This window comes from Allobosea sp. (assembly GCF_035999205.1).
Lineage (GTDB): Bacteria > Pseudomonadota > Alphaproteobacteria > Rhizobiales > Beijerinckiaceae > Allobosea.
In genome coordinates this window covers 57,665-74,319 of record NZ_DASYHA010000024.1, presented here as the reverse complement: position 1 = coordinate 74,319, position 16,655 = coordinate 57,665, and the positions used below count along the sequence as shown (strand labels likewise).

14 protein-coding genes and 1 pseudogene are annotated in these 16,655 nt (G+C 65.2%); 10 read left to right on the top strand and 5 right to left on the bottom strand.

From position 1 onward, the window contains the following. The first annotated feature begins 3 nt into the window (after positions 1-3). The 10 genes and pseudogenes from rfbG (at position 4) to VGN82_RS12990 (ending at position 9,788) form a co-directional block, all read left to right on the top strand. Positions 4-1,158 (top strand): CDP-glucose 4,6-dehydratase, encoded by a 1,155-nt coding sequence (gene rfbG, locus VGN82_RS13035; RefSeq protein WP_327527454.1) that lies wholly within the window; start codon positions 4-6, stop codon positions 1,156-1,158. 38 nt (positions 1,159-1,196) lie between these two features. Then, positions 1,197-2,537, top strand: coding sequence for a protoporphyrinogen/coproporphyrinogen oxidase (locus tag VGN82_RS13030; protein ID WP_327527453.1), 1,341 nt, complete (start codon positions 1,197-1,199; stop codon positions 2,535-2,537). Positions 2,538-2,739: 202 nt separating this feature from the next. Then, the gene (locus tag VGN82_RS13025) at positions 2,740-3,801 is read left to right on the top strand and encodes a glycosyltransferase family 2 protein (RefSeq protein ID WP_327527452.1); all 1,062 of its coding nucleotides are present in this window, start codon (positions 2,740-2,742) and stop codon (positions 3,799-3,801) included. Positions 3,802-4,424: 623 nt separating this feature from the next. Further along, positions 4,425-5,204 carry a response regulator transcription factor gene (locus VGN82_RS13020; protein ID WP_327527451.1) on the top strand — a complete coding sequence of 260 codons (780 nt, stop codon included), beginning with the start codon at positions 4,425-4,427 and terminating at the stop codon, positions 5,202-5,204. A gap of 178 nt (positions 5,205-5,382) precedes the next feature. Then, positions 5,383-5,727 carry an ArsR/SmtB family transcription factor gene (locus tag VGN82_RS13015; protein ID WP_327527450.1) on the top strand — a complete coding sequence of 115 codons (345 nt, stop codon included), beginning with the start codon at positions 5,383-5,385 and terminating at the stop codon, positions 5,725-5,727. A gap of 4 nt (positions 5,728-5,731) precedes the next feature. After that, positions 5,732-6,258, top strand: a pseudogene (locus tag VGN82_RS13010) (arsenate reductase ArsC). Then, a complete protein-coding gene (locus tag VGN82_RS13005; RefSeq protein WP_327527903.1) occupies positions 6,258-6,467 on the top strand; it encodes a thioredoxin domain-containing protein in 210 nt (69 codons plus the stop codon). The pseudogene VGN82_RS13010 and the gene VGN82_RS13005 overlap by 1 nt, the downstream one beginning before the upstream one ends. Positions 6,468-6,474: 7 nt before the next feature. Next, positions 6,475-7,527 carry an ACR3 family arsenite efflux transporter gene (gene arsB, locus VGN82_RS13000; protein WP_327527449.1) on the top strand — a complete coding sequence of 351 codons (1,053 nt, stop codon included), beginning with the start codon at positions 6,475-6,477 and terminating at the stop codon, positions 7,525-7,527. A 78-nt stretch (positions 7,528-7,605) separates the two neighbouring features. Continuing rightward, positions 7,606-8,967, top strand: a complete 1,362-nt coding sequence (locus tag VGN82_RS12995) for an NAD(P)-binding domain-containing protein (protein ID WP_327527448.1) — start codon at positions 7,606-7,608, stop codon at positions 8,965-8,967. 71 nt (positions 8,968-9,038) lie between these two features. Next, positions 9,039-9,788 (top strand): SDR family NAD(P)-dependent oxidoreductase, encoded by a 750-nt coding sequence (locus VGN82_RS12990; RefSeq protein WP_327527447.1) that lies wholly within the window; start codon positions 9,039-9,041, stop codon positions 9,786-9,788. A 48-nt stretch (positions 9,789-9,836) separates the two neighbouring features. Here the strand turns inward: VGN82_RS12990 and fhuB are convergent, their stop codons facing one another. Genes fhuB through VGN82_RS12965 form a run of 5 tightly spaced genes read right to left on the bottom strand, consistent with a single transcriptional unit; the run spans position 9,837 to position 16,643 of the window. Then, the gene (gene fhuB, locus VGN82_RS12985; RefSeq protein ID WP_327527446.1) at positions 9,837-11,828 is read right to left on the bottom strand and encodes a Fe(3+)-hydroxamate ABC transporter permease FhuB; all 1,992 of its coding nucleotides are present in this window, start codon (positions 11,826-11,828) and stop codon (positions 9,837-9,839) included. Continuing rightward, entirely contained in the window at positions 11,821-12,705 is an 885-nt protein-coding gene (locus VGN82_RS12980) for an ABC transporter substrate-binding protein (RefSeq protein ID WP_327527445.1), read from the bottom strand. Before VGN82_RS12980 ends, fhuB begins: the two co-directional genes overlap by 8 nt. Next, entirely contained in the window at positions 12,702-13,508 is an 807-nt protein-coding gene (locus VGN82_RS12975) for an ABC transporter ATP-binding protein (RefSeq protein WP_327527444.1), read from the bottom strand. The genes VGN82_RS12980 and VGN82_RS12975 overlap by 4 nt, the downstream gene beginning before the upstream one ends. Continuing rightward, the gene (locus tag VGN82_RS12970; protein ID WP_327527443.1) at positions 13,505-14,506 is read right to left on the bottom strand and encodes a siderophore-interacting protein; all 1,002 of its coding nucleotides are present in this window, start codon (positions 14,504-14,506) and stop codon (positions 13,505-13,507) included. The genes VGN82_RS12975 and VGN82_RS12970 overlap by 4 nt, the downstream gene beginning before the upstream one ends. Before the next feature lie 10 nt (positions 14,507-14,516). Continuing rightward, positions 14,517-16,643, bottom strand: coding sequence for a TonB-dependent siderophore receptor (locus VGN82_RS12965; RefSeq protein WP_327527442.1), 2,127 nt, complete (start codon positions 16,641-16,643; stop codon positions 14,517-14,519). Between the last annotated feature and the right edge of the window lie 12 nt (positions 16,644-16,655).

Below are 16,655 nucleotides of genomic sequence, written 5' to 3'. Positions count from 1 at the left end.
GCCATGCTGAATCGCTCCTTCTGGCAAAACCGCAAGGTGTTCGTCACCGGACACACCGGCTTCAAGGGCAGCTGGCTCGCCTTGTGGCTGGAGGCTCTGGGCGCCGATGTCACGGGCTATGCGCTGGACCCGCCATCCGAACCCAATCTGTTCGAGCAGGCGAGGGTGGGCGAATGCCTTCGCTCGATCCGTGGCGACATTCGCGATTTCGAGCATCTGAAATCGACGATGGCGACCTGCAAGCCCGACGTCATCATCCACATGGCCGCCCAGTCCGTGGTTCGCCACGGCTACGAGGAGCCGGTTGAGACCTATGCCACGAACGTCATGGGGACGGTCCACCTGCTCGAGGCCATCCGTCAGCTCGGACGCCCCTGCGTCGTGGTCAACGTCACCAGCGACAAATGCTACGAGAACCGGGAGTGGGTCTGGGGCTATCGCGAGCATGACGCGATGGGCGGGCACGACCCGTACTCCAACTCCAAGGGATGCGCCGAGCTGGTCACCAGCGCCTATCGCGATTCCTACTTCCCACCGGATGGGCTGTCCCGGCACGGTGTCGCGCTAGCGAGCGCGCGCGCGGGCAATGCCATCGGAGGCGGCGACTGGACGGCCAACCAGCTTATCCCGGATCTCATCCGTGCATTTCTGGGCCGGCGCCCGTGCCGCATTCGCAGTCCTTCGGCGATCCGGCCCTGGCAGTTCGCCCTGATGCCCCTGCATGGCTATCTGCTGCTGTGCGAGAGGCTCGCCGAGGACGGCCAGCGCTTCGCATCGGGCTGGAACTTCGGCCCGGCGGAGACGGATGCGAGACCGGTGTCCTGGATCGCCGACAAGCTCGTGACGCTGTGGGGCGAGGGCGCCTCATGGACGCGTGACGGGGCCGCCCATCCCGCCGAAGCGCAGTTGCTGCGCCTCGACACGTCCAAGGCGAGGGCGAGCCTCGACTGGCACCCGGTTCTTCAACTGGACCAAAGCCTCGCCTGGATTGTCGAATGGTACCACGCATTCCAGGCCGGGGCCGATCTCCAATCCCTGACGCGCCGCCAGATCGAGCGTTACGAGTACCTGCTCCAGGACCATGCCGAGCGCAACGGCGCGGAAATCAGGTCGCCGGCGGCCGCTCCGACGCCTCTTCTCCCGATTGCCGAAGGATGAACCCCGTAGCGCCTCGCTAGCAGAAGGAACGCCTGCACATGCCGAATGTCGTCGTGCTTGGAACGGGAATGGCTGGCTTCGGTGCTGCACACCGCCTGGGGCAGGAGGGCATCACGCCCGTCATGTACGACAAGAATGCGTACTATGGCGGCCATACGATGTCGTTCCGTCACGAGCCCGGTTTCGTCTTCGATATCGGGCCGCACATCTCCTTCACGAAGGATGAGCGCATCCAGGAGCTGCTCGCGGACAACGTCGACCAACGCTACGAAACCATCCAGATCAGCCTGAACAACTACTGGCGCGGCTACTGGCCGCAACATCCCGTCCAGCTGCACCTGCATGGCCTGCCGGAAGACGTGGTCGTCAAAGTGATCGCCGACTTCGTCGAAGAGCGGCAGAAGCCCGACGGACCGATCAACAACTACAATGACTGGCTGCTCGCCAGCTTCGGGCCGACCTTCGCCGAGCTTTTCCCGAAGCAGTACACGCGCAAATACCACCTCACGACAGCCGAGAACATGAGCACCGACTGGCTCGGGCCGCGCATCTACCGGCCGACCCTCGAGGAAGTGCTCCGCGGCGCGATCTCGGCCTCGTCGCCGAACATCCACTACATCACCCATTTCCGCTATCCGACGCAGGGCGGCTTCGTGTCCTATCTGCACAGGTTCGTGCCGCTCGGTAACATCAAGCTGAATCACGAGCTCGTCTCGGTCGATCCCGGGATCAACGAACTCGCCTTCTCGAACGGCGTCCGCACCCGCTACGACGAACTGATCTCGTCGGTTCCGCTGCCGGATCTCATCCGCATGATCAAGGGCGTGCCGGCGGACGTTCTCGAGGCCTCGCGCCGTCTCGCCTGTTCGTCTTGCGTGCTGGTCAATATCGGCGTCGATCGCGAGGACATCTCCAGCGCGCACATGACGTATTTCTACGACGAGGATATCTGCTTCACCCGCCTCGGCTTCCCGCACATGCTCTGTGACGCCAACGCCCCGAAAGGCATGGGAAGCATCCAGGCCGAAGTCTATTTCTCCGACAAGTACAGGCCGTTCTCGGGCAAGCCCGAGGACTGGATCCAGCCCGTGATCGACGACCTGCGCCGCTGCGGGCTGCTCCGAGACAGCGATCGGGTCGTGTTCCGCACGGCTATGTATCTGCCCTACGCCAACATCATATTCGATCTCGACCGTGCCGCCGCACTCAAGACGGTTCACGGTTATCTTGACGATATCGGGATCTCCTACTGCGGTCGCTATGGCGACTGGGGCTATCTATGGACCGACGAGAGCTTCAAGAGCGGCGAGGCGGCGGCGGAGGCCGTCCTGTCGAAGCCTGCGGCGTTCCAGGCGAAGCGGCGGGTGCATTCGGGATGATCGACGAGCTCGACATCGGTCAGGCGTTGCCTGGAACTCGCCGATCGATCCCGGTCCGCGGGAAGACTGGTGCCGGGTTGCGGCTTCCCGCCACCTTTGCGCCGCCGCTTGCCGAGCTGATCTGGCCACGAAGCATACGCATTGCCGAACGAAGACCTTTCCGCCGAACGGCTCAACCCACACTCTCGAGATGGGGGCTGCGATGAAAGCCAAGAATGCTCCAGCCAGGAATGCTCCAAGCAGGAATGCTCCGCTGATCAGCGTTGTGACGCCGGTCTACAATGGTGAGGATTTCCTGCGCGAATGCATCGAAAGCGTCCTGGCCCAGACCTACGCCAATTGGGAATACATCATCGTCAACAACGCCAGCACGGACGGAACGCTCGATATCGCGGAAGAATATGCCCGGAAGGACAGCCGCGTTCGTGTCGTGAGCAACGAGACGTTGCTGCCGATCATCGCAAATCACAACAGGGCCTTCCGCCTGATTGCGGAGAACAGCAAATATTGCAAAGTCGTTTCGGCTGACGACTGGATCTATCCGGAATGCCTCGAGAAGATGGCCGACCTCGCCGAAGCCAACCCGTCCGTCGGCATCGTCGGCGCGTATCAGCTCAGCGGCGGGGCCGGCATCTGGTATGTCCGCAACGTCGGCCTTTCCTACAGGCAAACCGTCGTTCCAGGGCATGATGTCTGCCGCTCTCATCTGCTTGGAATTCTCAACGTCTTGGGCAATCCCTCCTCGGTCATGTATCGCTCGGACCTCATCAGAAAGTCAGACGAATTCTTTCCGAATGCGACACACGAGGCCGATACCAGCGCCTGTCTGAAGCACTTGCGCTACGACGACTTTGGCTTCGTGCATCAGGTCCTGGCGCATGAGCGGATCCATCGCCAGACGGCCACCGCGGCATCCCTGGAAAAGAATGCGTATATTTCGGCGGAGATCAGCGACTGTCAGGAGTACGGAGGCTGGTATCTGACCAAGAAGGAGCGCGAGATGCGCATCGAACAGCTCCTGAACCAGTACTATGCCTATCTGTCGACGGCCGCGTTCAAGTTCAAGGACCGGAAATTCTGGGACTACCATGCCGGGCGGCTGCACGACCTCGGATATAGCTTCGATGGACGGAAGTTGTCGGTCGGAATCGCCAAGAAATGCCTCGATCTGATTTTGAATCCCAAGGAGACCGTGCAAACGTTGAGTAAACGCGTCCGGTTGCATTACATGCTCCGAGGGATGCGCGCGCCGTCAAAGGGGTGATGCCGCCGGATTCGATGCTTCGACGCACGCGCGCAGCTGTTCGCCTCGTTCGCCAAATCGATCGACCCCTTGGTATCGCGAGAAGTGGGCCAAGGCGCCGCGCTGGTTAAAGAGTCCCTAAATTTCTTGCCGGCATTTCGAAATTTCGCTAATATTTGAACTGATCGCTGTGGGGAGCCCGATCTAGGATCGATCCGGCTAATAACGGATTGTGGGCGAAGCAAAGACTGAAAGGATTGCTAACAGAATTTAGAGAACCAAAGTTGATCGATTGAATTCAATCCGAACGAAAATTGACTATTTAGATGACAGCCTGCATGATTGAATTTTATGCTTCACGATACACCATCGATCTCTTCGTTCGAAGCGGGGATGCCAGATGGAATCTGATTGCCGATGCGTCATCAAGAAATAGTGAGTTGAAAGATATTGCTGATCGAATTTAATAGCGTGCCGCCTAGATGCTAAATAGCATGAATTTCATTGAAATATACCGATTGATGGATATTGATTTAGGTCAAGATCTCCCGACAATAAATCTCATGATAGTGTTGCGTAGGGGTTTGACTTTCCGGGAGTGCGGCCAAATTTGATTGCGTTTCCCTGTTGGGAGGGAGAGTCAAATGTTGGAGAACAAGTCGTTCGGAATTGTCATTATTGGAAAATATTCATTGATGCGAGAGGGTATTTATCGCGTCCTTCAAGAGCAGAATTTCCGTGTTATCGCCTCTGTCTCAGGCGCTGACCAACTGGGAGGCCGGCTTCGATCGCAGAAGAACCTGTTTCTGTTCGTCTACACCAATGACGAATTCGACCTCGTCGTCGGAGAAATCGAGCAGGTCCGCGATCAGTATCCGGATGCGCACATCGCCGTGGTCGCCGATCACTACGGACCGACCGAGCCAGCCTCGGCATTCAAGGCCGGCGCGACCGGTTACCTCGTCAATGCCAACTCCTGCGATGCCTTCGTCAAGTCGATCGAGCTGGTGATGCTGGGCGAAACCCTCTTCCCGCCGGCGTTTCCGTCATTGGCGCCCTCCGCGAAGATCCATCGTCGACCGAAGCCCGTCTCCGGCGAACCGGAAAAGGCCTTTCCATCCGCCCCGCCGGAGACCGCCGCCACATCGCTGCTGTCGCCGCGAGAAACCGGCATCCTGTGTTGCCTGGTCGACGGCGATTCCAACAAGAGCATCGCACGCAAGATCGGCATTGCCGAAGCGACGGTGAAGGCTCACGTCAAGGCAATACTTCGTAAGATCCGGGTGCAGAACCGTACGCAGGCGGCGATCTGGGGCATGAATCACGCATTGCTGCTGCGTCCGGCCAACAACAATTCCCGCAACCTGCTCGCATCGGCGGAGAGCGCACAGCCGGAGTCGAGCGTCAGCATCTATCAGCTGTGAAGCATATTGCTGGCCGCGAAAGCGAAGGGCTTGAAGCGAGGCTGCGGACCCGGGGAAACTGGCGCCGTGCTGCGGCCGCTGGCCAGCGAGCGATACGCTGTCGCGTTCAGCCGTCACGAACGAGGTACCGCAAATTCTCGCCTTGTCGTCGGTTTAATATGTCGATATATCTCGACATATGGAAAAAGAGAATGTGATCCTCGCCCTGGCCGCACTGGCGCAGAGCACCCGTCTCGATGTCTTCCGCCTGTTGGTGAGCGCGGAGCCGGAGGGGCTGCCTGCCGGCGAGGTCGCTCGGCGCCTCGAGGTTCCGCACAACACGATGTCCTCCCATCTGAACATTCTCAGCCGGGCAGGGCTGGTCCGATCGGAGCGCTTCAGCCGTTCTATCGTCTACAGAGCCGACCTCGACGCCCTGCGTGCGGTCCTCGCCTTCCTCCTCAAGGATTGCTGCGGCGGGCGTTCGGAGATTTGCGCCCCCCTGCTGGCCGAACTCAGCCCCTGCTCCTCACCGAGGGTTTAAAATGATGGCTGACCGCATCCACAATGTGCTGTTCCTCTGCACGCACAATTCCGCTCGCTCGATCTTGGCCGAGGCCTTGCTGAACCATCTGGGCGAGGGGCGCTTTCGGGCCTTCTCCGCCGGAAGCGAGGGCGGACCCGGGCCCAACCCCATGACACTCAAGGTGTTGCAGGCCGAGGGCATCCCGACCGACGGGCTGGCATCGAAGACTTGGGACGTCTTCGCGAAGCCGGGCGCTCCCGCCATGGACCTCGTGATCACGGTCTGCGACGAGGCCGCGGGCGAGGCCTGTCCTTTTTGGCCGGGACAGCCGATCACGCCCATTGGGGGATAGAGGACCCGTCCAGGGTCGAAGGCAGCGACATCGAACGCGAACGGGCCTTCGTGACGGCGCTGCGCTACCTGCGCAACCGGATCAACGTCCTGCTGTCGCTGCCCCTCGCCAGCCTTGACGAGATGGCGCTGGCGAGTCGCCTGCACCAGATCGGCGGCCTTGAGGGCTCGAGCGAACAGCGCCCGGAAGGGGCATGATGGACGTCGTCATCTACCACAACCCGACCTGCGGAACGTCCCGGAACACGCTCGGTCTGATCCGCAACGCGGGCATGCCCCTGGGCGTAGGCCTGTGCCGCCCCTCGGAGGCCTTGCTGGCACTGCTGCCACCGCAGCGGGGCGAGCTTCGCCCGGAGGACGGCGAACTGGTCGTCGATGCCTCGGGCCGCTCTGCCGCTCTCGCCTGAGGTCGTCATGTCCACCTTCGAACGCTACCTCACGGTCTGGGTCGCTCTGAGCATTGTCGTCGGGATCGCGCTGGGGCATGCCTTGCCGGGCGTGTTCCAGCTCATCGGCACCGCCGAGATCGCCAAGGTCAACCTTCCCGTCGCGGTGCTGATCTGGCTGATGGTCATTCCAATGCTGCTGAGGATCGACTTCGCGGCGCTCGGCCAGATCGGAAGGCACTGGCGCGGAATCGGCGTCACGCTCTTCATCAACTGGGCAGTGAAGCCCTTCTCGATGGCGGCGCTCGGCTGGTTCTTCATCGCCTGGCTATTCCGGCCCTGGCTGCCCGCCGACCAAATCGATAGCTACATCGCGGGCCTCATCATCCTTGCGGCCGCGCCCTGCACCGCCATGGTCTTCGTCTGGTCGAACCTGACCAGGGGCGAGCCGCATTTCACACTGAGCCAGGTCGCGCTGAACGATGCGATCATGGTCGTGGCCTTCGCCCCGATCGTCGCCCTGCTGCTCGGGCTGTCGGCGATAACCGTGCCATGGGGAACGCTGGTTCTGTCCGTGATCCTCTACATCGTCCTTCCGGTGATCGTCGCGCAGCTCGTCCGCAGCCATGTCCTGGCGACGGGCGGGCAGGTCGCGCTCGACAAGCTGCTCGCGCGTCTGGGGCCCGCCTCGCTCGTCGCGCTGCTCACCACGCTCGTGCTGCTCTTCGGGTTCCAGGGGGAGCAGATCCTCGCCCAGCCGATCGTCATTGCGCTGCTGGCGGTGCCGATCCTGATCCAGGTCTACCTCAACGCCGGGCTGGCCTATCCTCTGAACCGCATCGCCGGCGAGCAGCATTGCGTCGCCGGCCCGTCGGCCCTGATCGGCGCCTCGAACTTTTTCGAGCTCGCCGTCGCGGCCGCGATCAGCCTGTTCGGCTTCCACTCCGGCGCGGCGCTCGCGACGGTCGTCGGCGTGCTGATCGAGGTGCCGGTCATGCTGACCGTCGTCTGGATCGTGAACCGCTCGAAGGGGTGGTACGAGCGCGGCCAGGTCGAACGGTCAGTTCAGGCAGCGGAATAGGAATAGACGGCTTCCGGGCCGCCGGAGTCGCCTTTTCTTGGGTGTAATTTTACGAGACCGGCAGGAGTGGAGGCCAGCATGCAGACATTGCCCGTCGTCGTCATCGGAGCGGGCCCCGTCGGGCTCGCCGCCGCCGCGAACCTCATAGCCCGCCGCGTTTCCGTGAGGGTCTACGAGGCCGGGGAGGGCGTCGGCGCCAACATTCGCAACTGGGGTCATGTCAGGCTGTTCTCGCCCTGGGAATTCAACATCGACTCCGCCAGTCGTGCTCTGCTCGAAAAGGCGGGATGGCAGGAGCCGAACGCGCAGGAGCATCCGACCGGGAACGAGTTCGTTGCGCGCTACCTCGCGCCCCTCGCGGAGACGCCGGAACTGGCGCGCATCATCGAGCTCGGCAGCCGGGTCGTGGCGATCGGGCGCCGCGGCATCGACAAGGTGGTCGGCCGGGATCGGGCGCTGCACCCGTTCCAGCTCGTCATCCGCGGCCAGGACGGGAGCACGCGGCGCATCCTCGCCCGTGCGGTGATCGATGCCTCCGGTACATGGACCACGCCGAACCCGGCAGGAGCCGGCGGCGTTCCCGCCGATGGCGAGGAGGCGCTGGCCGACAGGATCGCCTACGGCATCCCGGACGTGCGCGGATCCGATCGGGGTGACTATGCCGGACGCACCACGCTCGTGCTCGGCGCCGGGCACTCGGCCGCGAACGTGCTGCTCGAACTCGAAGGGCTTGCGAAGGACCAGCCGGGAACCAAGGCGATCTGGGCCACGCGCGGCCGCGACCTCTCGCGTGTCTACGGCGGCGGAGCCAGCGATCAGCTCGCCGCCCGCGGCGATCTCGGCCAGCGCTTGCGCCGTGAGGTGGAGACGGGCTCCATCGCCCTGGTGAGTGGTTTTGCCTTGTCCGGCATCCGGGAAGAGGACGGGCGCCTCCTTCTCAACGGCGAGACTGCCGAAGGGGGCCGCACGATCGGTCCGGTCGACCGCGTCATCGCCTGCACGGGCCAGCGGCCCGATCTCTCGCTGACGCGCGAATTGCGGGTCGAGCTCGATCCCTGGCTGGAGAGCACCCGCCTGCTCGGGCCGATGATCGACCCGAACCTGCATTCCTGTGGTTCGGTGCCGCCGCACGGCCATCGCGAGCTCTCTCACCACGAGCCCGGGTTCTACACCGCCGGGATCAAGAGCTATGGGCGCGCGCCGACATTCCTGATGCTGACGGGGTTTGAGCAAGTTCGCTCGGTCGTCGCGGCGATTGCGGGAGACATGGAGGAGGCGGACGACGTCAGGCTCGTGCTCCCGGAGACGGGGGTTTGCAGGGCGACGCCTGAGACCGGGGAAGGCTGCTGCGCCTCAGCACCTGCCGATCGGGACGCATGCAGCGTCGGGTCTGCGCCGATGAAGGCTGACGGCCAATCCGCATGTTGTCCGTCGAGGTAGACCGACGGCCATCTCCGCCCCGAGAATCGCGCTATAGGAGCGACGGCTTACAAACGGGAAGGAACTGCCCCATGACCCAGCAATTCACCGGCAAGCGCGTGATCGTGATGGGCGGAAGCCGCGGCATCGGACGCTCGATTGCGCTCGCCTTCGCGGCGGGCGGCGCGTCCGTTTCGATCTGTGCTCGGGGAGCAGGGCCGCTCGAGGCGACCCGCCGGGACATCAAGGCGCTCGGCGTGACGGCTCACGCGGCCAGCGTCGACCTCGCCGACGCGGCTGCGATTGCGGCCTATGTGCCCGAGGCGGTGAAGGCCCTCGGAGGGCTCGACGTCCTCGTCAACAACGCCTCCGGCTTTGGCCACTCGGATGACGAGGAGGGCTGGGCGGTCTCGCTCAGAGTGGACGTGATGGCCGTCGTTCGCGGCAGCCATGCTGCGATCCCGCACATGAAACCTGGTTCGTCGATCGTCAATATCTCGTCGATTTCCGCACTGCGCGCCTCGTCGCGCGCCGCGCCCTACGGGGCCGTCAAGGCGGCGGTGATGCACTACACGGCGAGCCAGGCGAAGATGCTGTCGCGGAAGGGCATCCGGGTGAATTGCGTCGCCCCCGGTTCGATCGAGTTTCCAGGCGGCACCTGGGAGGATCGGAAGACGTCGAACCCCGACCTCTATCAGGCCACGCTGGCAACGATCCCCTTCGGCCGGATGGGCAAGCCCGAGGAGGTCGCCGAGGTCGCGCTCTTCCTCGCTTCCGACAAGGCCAGCTGGGTCACCGGCCAGTCTATCGTGGTCGATGGCGGCCAACTCGTCGGCCCCTGATCGCTGGGCTGGTGGCGGGACGCCGATCGCGCCTGGAATCCAGGGTCGTTAGCGTCTGGTCCGGAGCAGCGCCCACACCAGATACGGCGTTCCGATCAGCGAGGCGAAGAGCCCGACCGGCATCTGGTAGGGAAAGAACACCAGCCGCGACAGCCAGTCCGCCAAGGCCAGCAGCAGCGCGCCGACCAGCACCGCTCCGGCAAGATGAACCCCGGCGCCACGCAGGCCGAGCATGCGTGCCAGATGCGGCGCCATCAGGCCAACGAAGCTGACCGGGCCGACGATCAGCGTCGCAGCCCCGGTCAGCAGGGAGGCCGAGATGACGAGCCAGGTCTTGGCGGGTCTGATCGCGATGCCGAGGCCTGCCGAGGTCGCGTCGCCGAGCGGCAGGATCTGGAGCCAGCGCGCGAACAGCGGCAATGGCGACAGCAGAACGGCCGCCGTCGCAGCTGCGGCCACTGCGAGCTCCGGCGTCACCTGCTGCGTCGAACCGGTGAGCCAGGCGAGGATCGCGAAGGCTTCGAGCCCGCCGCGCGCCAGGATGATGGTCACGATTGCCCCGGACAAGGCAGCCAGCGCGATTCCGCCGAGCAGCATGCGGTTCGCCGCCAGCGCGAAATGGCGCGCGATCACGAGCAGGAGCAGCAGGCCGAGCGCCGCGCCCGCGGCGCAGGCAAGGCCCTGTTGCCACCAGGATGCCCCCGGAACCAGCACGATGGTCAAAGCGAGCCCAAGCCCGGCCGCGCTGCTGATGCCGAGGACTTCCGGGCTCGCCAGCGGATTGCCGGTGAGTCGCTGGATCGTCGTGCCCGCAGCTGCCAGCATCGCGCCGGCCGCCATCGCCGCCAGGAGACGCGGCCAGCGCCAGGGCAGCAGCTCTCCGAAGGCGGCCCCGATGGCGAGGGCAGGGCCGTCCGGATCTCGGCCAACAAACAGAGCGAGCAAGGTGACCGCTGCGAGCGCCGCCGCAATCAGCCCGATGCGGCGCCAAGGCCGGCGCGAAGCGCTGCCGAGTTCCGGACCGCTCTCCTGTGGGGGCATGGTATAGACCGGCAGCCGCGGCAGCAGGAACAGCAGGAATGGTCCGCCGAGCAGGGCGGCGACCGCACCGGTCGGCATGCCGACACCGCTGGCGGCATTGGCGGCCTGGACGAGGCCATCGGTGAGGCCGAGCAGCAGCGCCCCGATCAGCGGCGATGCCAGCAGCAGGGAAGCCGGCCGGCGCGCGCCGAGCATGCGGGCGACATTGGGCGCAGCCAGGCCGACGAAGGCGATGATTCCGACCTGCGACACTACCGAACCCGCCAGCGCCACGGCGACGAGCACGATGGCGAAACGGACGCCGCGGACCGATAGGCCGAGATTCCGCGCGCCGGCATCGCCGAGCGCCAGCACCTCCAGCGGCCGCTGCAGAAGGGCAGCGAGCCCGGCGCAGACCGCGAGCCGGAGCGCCAGCGCCTCGGCCGGCTCCCAGCTCTGCTGGGCAAGCGAACCGCCACCCCAGAGGAACATCGAGGTCAGGTACTGTCCTGAGAACAGGACGATCGCCGCCCCCGCCGACGCGCAGACCAGCCCGACCAGCAGGCCTGCGAGCGCGAGCGTCGTCGGCTCGAAGCCGCGCCGCCAGCCGAGCGCGAGCACGAATGAAACCGCCGCGAGACCGCCGGCGAGGGCGATCGTCTCGCGGCCGAGGCCGCTGAGCTGGGGCAGGAAGGCGGTAGCCGCGACCAATGCGAGCTGGGCGCCGGCCGAGATTCCGAGCGTGGAGGCGTCGGCGATTGGATTGCGCAGGACCCTTTGCAGCAGCGCTCCGGCGAGGCCGAGCGCGGCACCGGCGATCAAGGCGACCGCGACCCGTGGCAGCAGGGCATGAAGCACGATGATCCGCCTGAGGCCGTCAGCCGGCTGGGGTTCGGTCAGGACGGCGAGGCCGCGCGGGCCGAGGCCGATGAACAGCGCATGGAGGCTCAACGCCAGGCTGAGCGCGACGAGACCCAGGCCACCGATCAGGAGTCGGCGGTGCCGCAACGCGTCAACCAATGCCCGGCGCTCCCGTCGTCAAAGCCAAGCCGATCAGACGCCCGAGCCGCCGGGCTGCGGGCAATCCGCCGAAATGATTGACCGGATCGAGCAGCATCACCCGGCCGGCGCGAACGGCCGGCAGGTTTCGCCAGATCGCGCTCTCCGGCAGGATCCGCCTTGCGTCGTCCGGCACCGGCGCGAGGATCGCGATCGCGGCGTCGGGATTGTCGGCCAGTGTCACGATGTCGATAGGCGCCTGCGCGCTGTAGCTGGTCTGGCGTGCCCAGGCATTCGCGAGCCCCAGGCGTTTCAGCACGGTCCCGACCATGCTGTCGGCCCCGAAGACGCGGAAGTGGCGCGGGTCCCCGATCGAGATGACGAACAGCGGCGGCTGTTGCGCGGCCGCGAGCCGACCGGCCGTCGCAGCGAGCTCATCCCGTGTCGAGCCGATCAGCGCTTCGGCGGCAGCCTCCCGGCCAAAGCGACGCCCGAGCTCGCTGGCTACCGCCTCGGCGGCCCCGTAGGGGTCGCGCCCTCGCTCGTGAATGCGCATCGAGAGCACCGGCGCGATCCGGCTCAGATTGGGCTCGAGGCGCGTATACCAGGGCGAGCTGAGGATGAGGCTCGGCGCAGTGTGGCGCAGCACCTCGAAATTGATGCTGCCGCGCAGGCCGAGATCGGCAATACCGGACGGCAGATCCGGCTCGCTGACGAATTTGCGGTAGAGCAGCAGTTCGGCGCCTGCGACGACGCGAATGTCGAGCGCCAGGGCGGTCTCCAGCATCGCCCAGTCGATCGCAGCGGCCGAGAACTCCACTGCACGCGCCGGACGGCTGATCAGCCCCGCCGCGGCAAGAGCGATCAACCCGCGTCGGGAGACGAGGGACTGCGTCACAGGACGTATCCGATCGCTCGACCGTTCCCGTCCGGGCAGGTCACGCCCATGCGCACGCCATAGATCTGTTCGAGGCGGCCCGGGGTCATGATCTCGCTGGGCTTGCCGCGCGCCACCACCGACCCTTGGCCGAGCGCTATGATCTCGTCGCAATAGCGCGCGGCCATGTTGACGTCGTGGAGCACGACGAGCGTCGTCATGGCCCGGTTCACCGTCATCTCGCGGACAACCGCCAGAACTTCGTTCTGATGGGCGATGTCGAGCGCCGATGTCGGCTCATCGAGCAGGAGACAGCCGGCATCCTGGGCCAGCAGCATGGCGAGCCAGACGCGCTGCCGCTCGCCGCCGGAGAGGCTGTCGACCGGCCGCCCCTTGAAGACGTCGACCTGCGTCAGGGCCATCGCTTCCGCCACCTTGGCACGATCGCGAGGAGCGAAGCGGCCGAGCGGCCCGTGCCAGGGATAGCGGCCGAGCGCGACCAGCTCTTCCACCAGCATACCGTCGGTCGCAGGCGTCAACTGAGGCAGATAGCCGAGCTCACGGGCGAAGGGACGCGCGCCCCATTGTGCCAGCGCCTGCCCGCGAAAGCGGATTTCGCCGCGGGTCGGGGTGAGCTGGCGCGCCAGCAGCTTGACCAGCGTGCTCTTACCCGAGCCGTTGGGGCCAATCAGACCGTAGCAACGCCCCGGCGCCAGCGCGAGGTCGAGCGGCCGCAGCAAGGTGCGGCTGCCGAGGTCGAAGCCCGCCCCCTGGAGGTCGAAGACGGCCTCCTTGGCAATGTCCAATGTCCCGTTGGCGATCATGCAGCCCTCGCGCCTTGCATGCGCCAATAGGCAACGGACCGAAAGCGGGTGCTGGGAAGCCCGAGATCCTTGCCGAATGCCAAGCTCAGCTGCCGGGAGGTCGAAAACTCCGTGCCGGCATAGGCAAGGGTTACATCGTTCTGCTCGCGCCCGAGCTGCCGCAGCGCATCGACGAGCTCGCCGCGGTGGAGCCAATACAGCCGGCACCCCTGAGGCAGGGTCACGTTCTGGCGTTCCGCATCGTCGACGAGTTCGACATAAGCGTCGATCCGCTCGCCGGCCGGGCATTCCTCGATCTGGCGCAGGATGGTCGGCAGGGCGGTCTCGTCACCGGCGAGAATCCGCCGCGGCGCATGGCTCACCGGCCGTCCGATCGGGCCAAGCGCGCCGATCTCAACGCCCGGGCGGCAATCCCGCGCCCAGGCAGTGGCCGGCCCGGCAGGCTCGTGCAGGACGAAGTCGACATCGACCTCGTCGCTGCCCGCCCTGACCGCGCGGATCGTGTAGTTGCGCAAGACCGGCATCAGCTCTCCTTCCGGCCAAACCGGCAGGCCGGCAGGGCAGGGCCGCGGAAAGGCGAAGGCTCCTCCGGGCCGCTGCGGCAGGAGCAGGCGGATATGGTGGAGGTCGCCAGCGTAGAGTTCCGCATCCTCCACCTGGAAGGTCACCCTGCGCAGATGCGGCGTCACGAGGCGCGCGCCCGTGACATGCCAATGCTGCACATGCCCGAGCCGCTCTGGGTCGCCATCGCCGGCCCAGGTCAGGGCCAGGGTTGCACAGCCCGGCAGGCGGCGGATCTCGCCGGCTATGCGCGCCTTCGCCAGGGCCAAGCGCCGCCAGCCTGCCCCCGAAAGGCTGAGGCAGAGCTCCCGCTCCGAGCGCTCGCAGCAGACATGGAAGCCCTCTGCGTCCCAGTGCTGCCTTTTAGCGTCGAGATGCCGCGCCAGTGCTTCGGCGGCATCTCCCTGGAACCGGCAATATGCGACGAGTTCGGTCACGACGTCTGCTTCACCAGCGATAGTTAAGGCCGGCCGTGATGACGCGGCCTTGCCCATACGCGCAGGTGGTCGAGGTGTAGCAGGTGCCGACAAACTCCTTGTCGAACAGGTTCTTGACGTTGACCTGCAACGCGGCGCCCTTGAGCTGCGGCATGAGCTGGCCGAAATCGTAGCGCAGGGCGGCGTCGACCAGCGTCACGCTCGGGACCTCGATGGTGTTGTTGGTGTTGAAGGTGCTGCCGACATAGCGGATGCCCGCGCCGATCGACAGGCCGGGCACGAAGTTTACCGGCAGGTCGTAGTACAGCCAGAGCGAGGCCATATGGCGCGGAACGCCCGTCGTAACAAGTCCTTGCAGGCCGCTGTTATCCTTGGTGTATTTCGTATCGAGATAGGTGTAGCTCGCCGCCAGGTTCAGGCCGAAATCGAGGCTCGCCTTGGCCTCGAGTTCGACGCCGCGCGAGCGCGCCTCGCCGACCTGCACCGAGAAGTTCCGATTGGCCAGGTCCGTCGTCAGCAGGTTCTCGCGCGTCAGGTCGAAGACGGCGGCGCTGAGCAGGGCGTTGATGCCAACGGGCTGGTACTTGATGCCGGCCTCGTACTGGACGCCGCGCTCCGGATCGAAGGCGCGTCCCGTCGCATCCGTGCCGGCGAGCGGCGTGAAGGACTGCGCGAAGCTGACATACGGCGCGATGCCGTTGTCGAAACGGTAGAGCAGCGCGGCCCGGCCGGTGAGCGCGTGATCGTCGGTCTCGCTGCGCACCCCCGCCACCGTCGTCTTGTTCTGCGCCCAGTCGGAGCGACCGGCGAAGGTGGCGATGAAGTTGCCGAAGCGGATCTCGTCCTGCGCATAGAGCCCATATTGCCGGGTCGTGACGTCGGTGCGGCGTGTCGCCGGCAGCGTGATCGCCCGGCCATAGACCGGGGCGAACATGTCAATCGCCGGTGCGGTCCCCGTGCCCGAGACGAAATATCCATCGGAGGATTGCGCATCGAAGCCCGTCAGCAGCGTGTGCGACAGCGGGCCGGTGTTGAACTTCCATTCGATCTGGTTGTCGAAGGCGAACGCGTCCATCTCGTCATGCGAGATTGAGACGGAGCGCGACAGGGTCCGCCCATTCGCCGCCAAGGTCGAGCCGTAGACGCTGAAATAGTCGAGATTGGTGCGGAACCACTGCCCGTTCATCCGTAGCGTCACAGCATCGTTGAAGCGGTGGCTGAACAGGTACCCCGCAGAACTCTGCGTGCGATCGAAGCTCTCGAGGTTCGGCTCCGAGACATTCGTCCGGCGGCTGAGGCGGCCATTCGGGTTGTAGAGCACAGAGCCTACAGACGGCACGCCGATATAGGCATTGGCCTTCGGGTCGCGCTGGTGCAGGCCGAGCAGCGTCAGGCTGGTGTCTTCCGAAGGCTTGAAGGTGATGGCGGGTGCGATGGCGAAGCGCTCGGCTTCAGTATCAGCGATCTGACCGTTCTCCATCCGCCCAATGCCGGTCAGGCGATAGAGGAAACGTCCTTCGGGATCGACCGGCCCGCCGAGGTCGAAGCTCGCCTGACGCTGTTGGTTGTTGCCGAACTGGACGCCGACCTCGCCGAAGCGCGTGGCGGTCGGCAGCTTGCTGATCTGGTTGACCATGCCGCCGGTCGGCGCCTGCCCGTAGAGGACCGAGGACGGGCCGCGCAGCACCTCGACGCGCTCCAGCAGATAAGGATCGACCTGCGGGGAGACCCAGTTCATCTTCTGCATGCGCAGGCCATTGAGGTAATTCACCGCATCGAAACCACGAATCTTGAACAGGTCGAAGCGGCTGGCGCCTGCACCGCGGCTTTCGGGGATGACGCCGGGCGTGTAGCGCAGCGCCTCGTTCAGGCTCTGTGCGTTCTGCTGGCTCATCTGGTCTCGCGTGATGACCGAAACGCTCTGGGCGGTTTCGGCGAGCGGCGTACCCGTCTTGCTACCGGTCGCGCTGCGCTGGGCGACATAGCCGCGGACCGGACCGGTCGCGCTCTCGCCTTCGACCATGATCGTGTCGAGCGAGATTGCGCCGGAGCCCTCCTGTGCCCAGGCCTTGCCCGACATCGGAACTGCGGCAGCCAGGATGAGTGCCGTCAGCGACACGGAAGCGCGAATGGTCATGCTTTGCCTTCT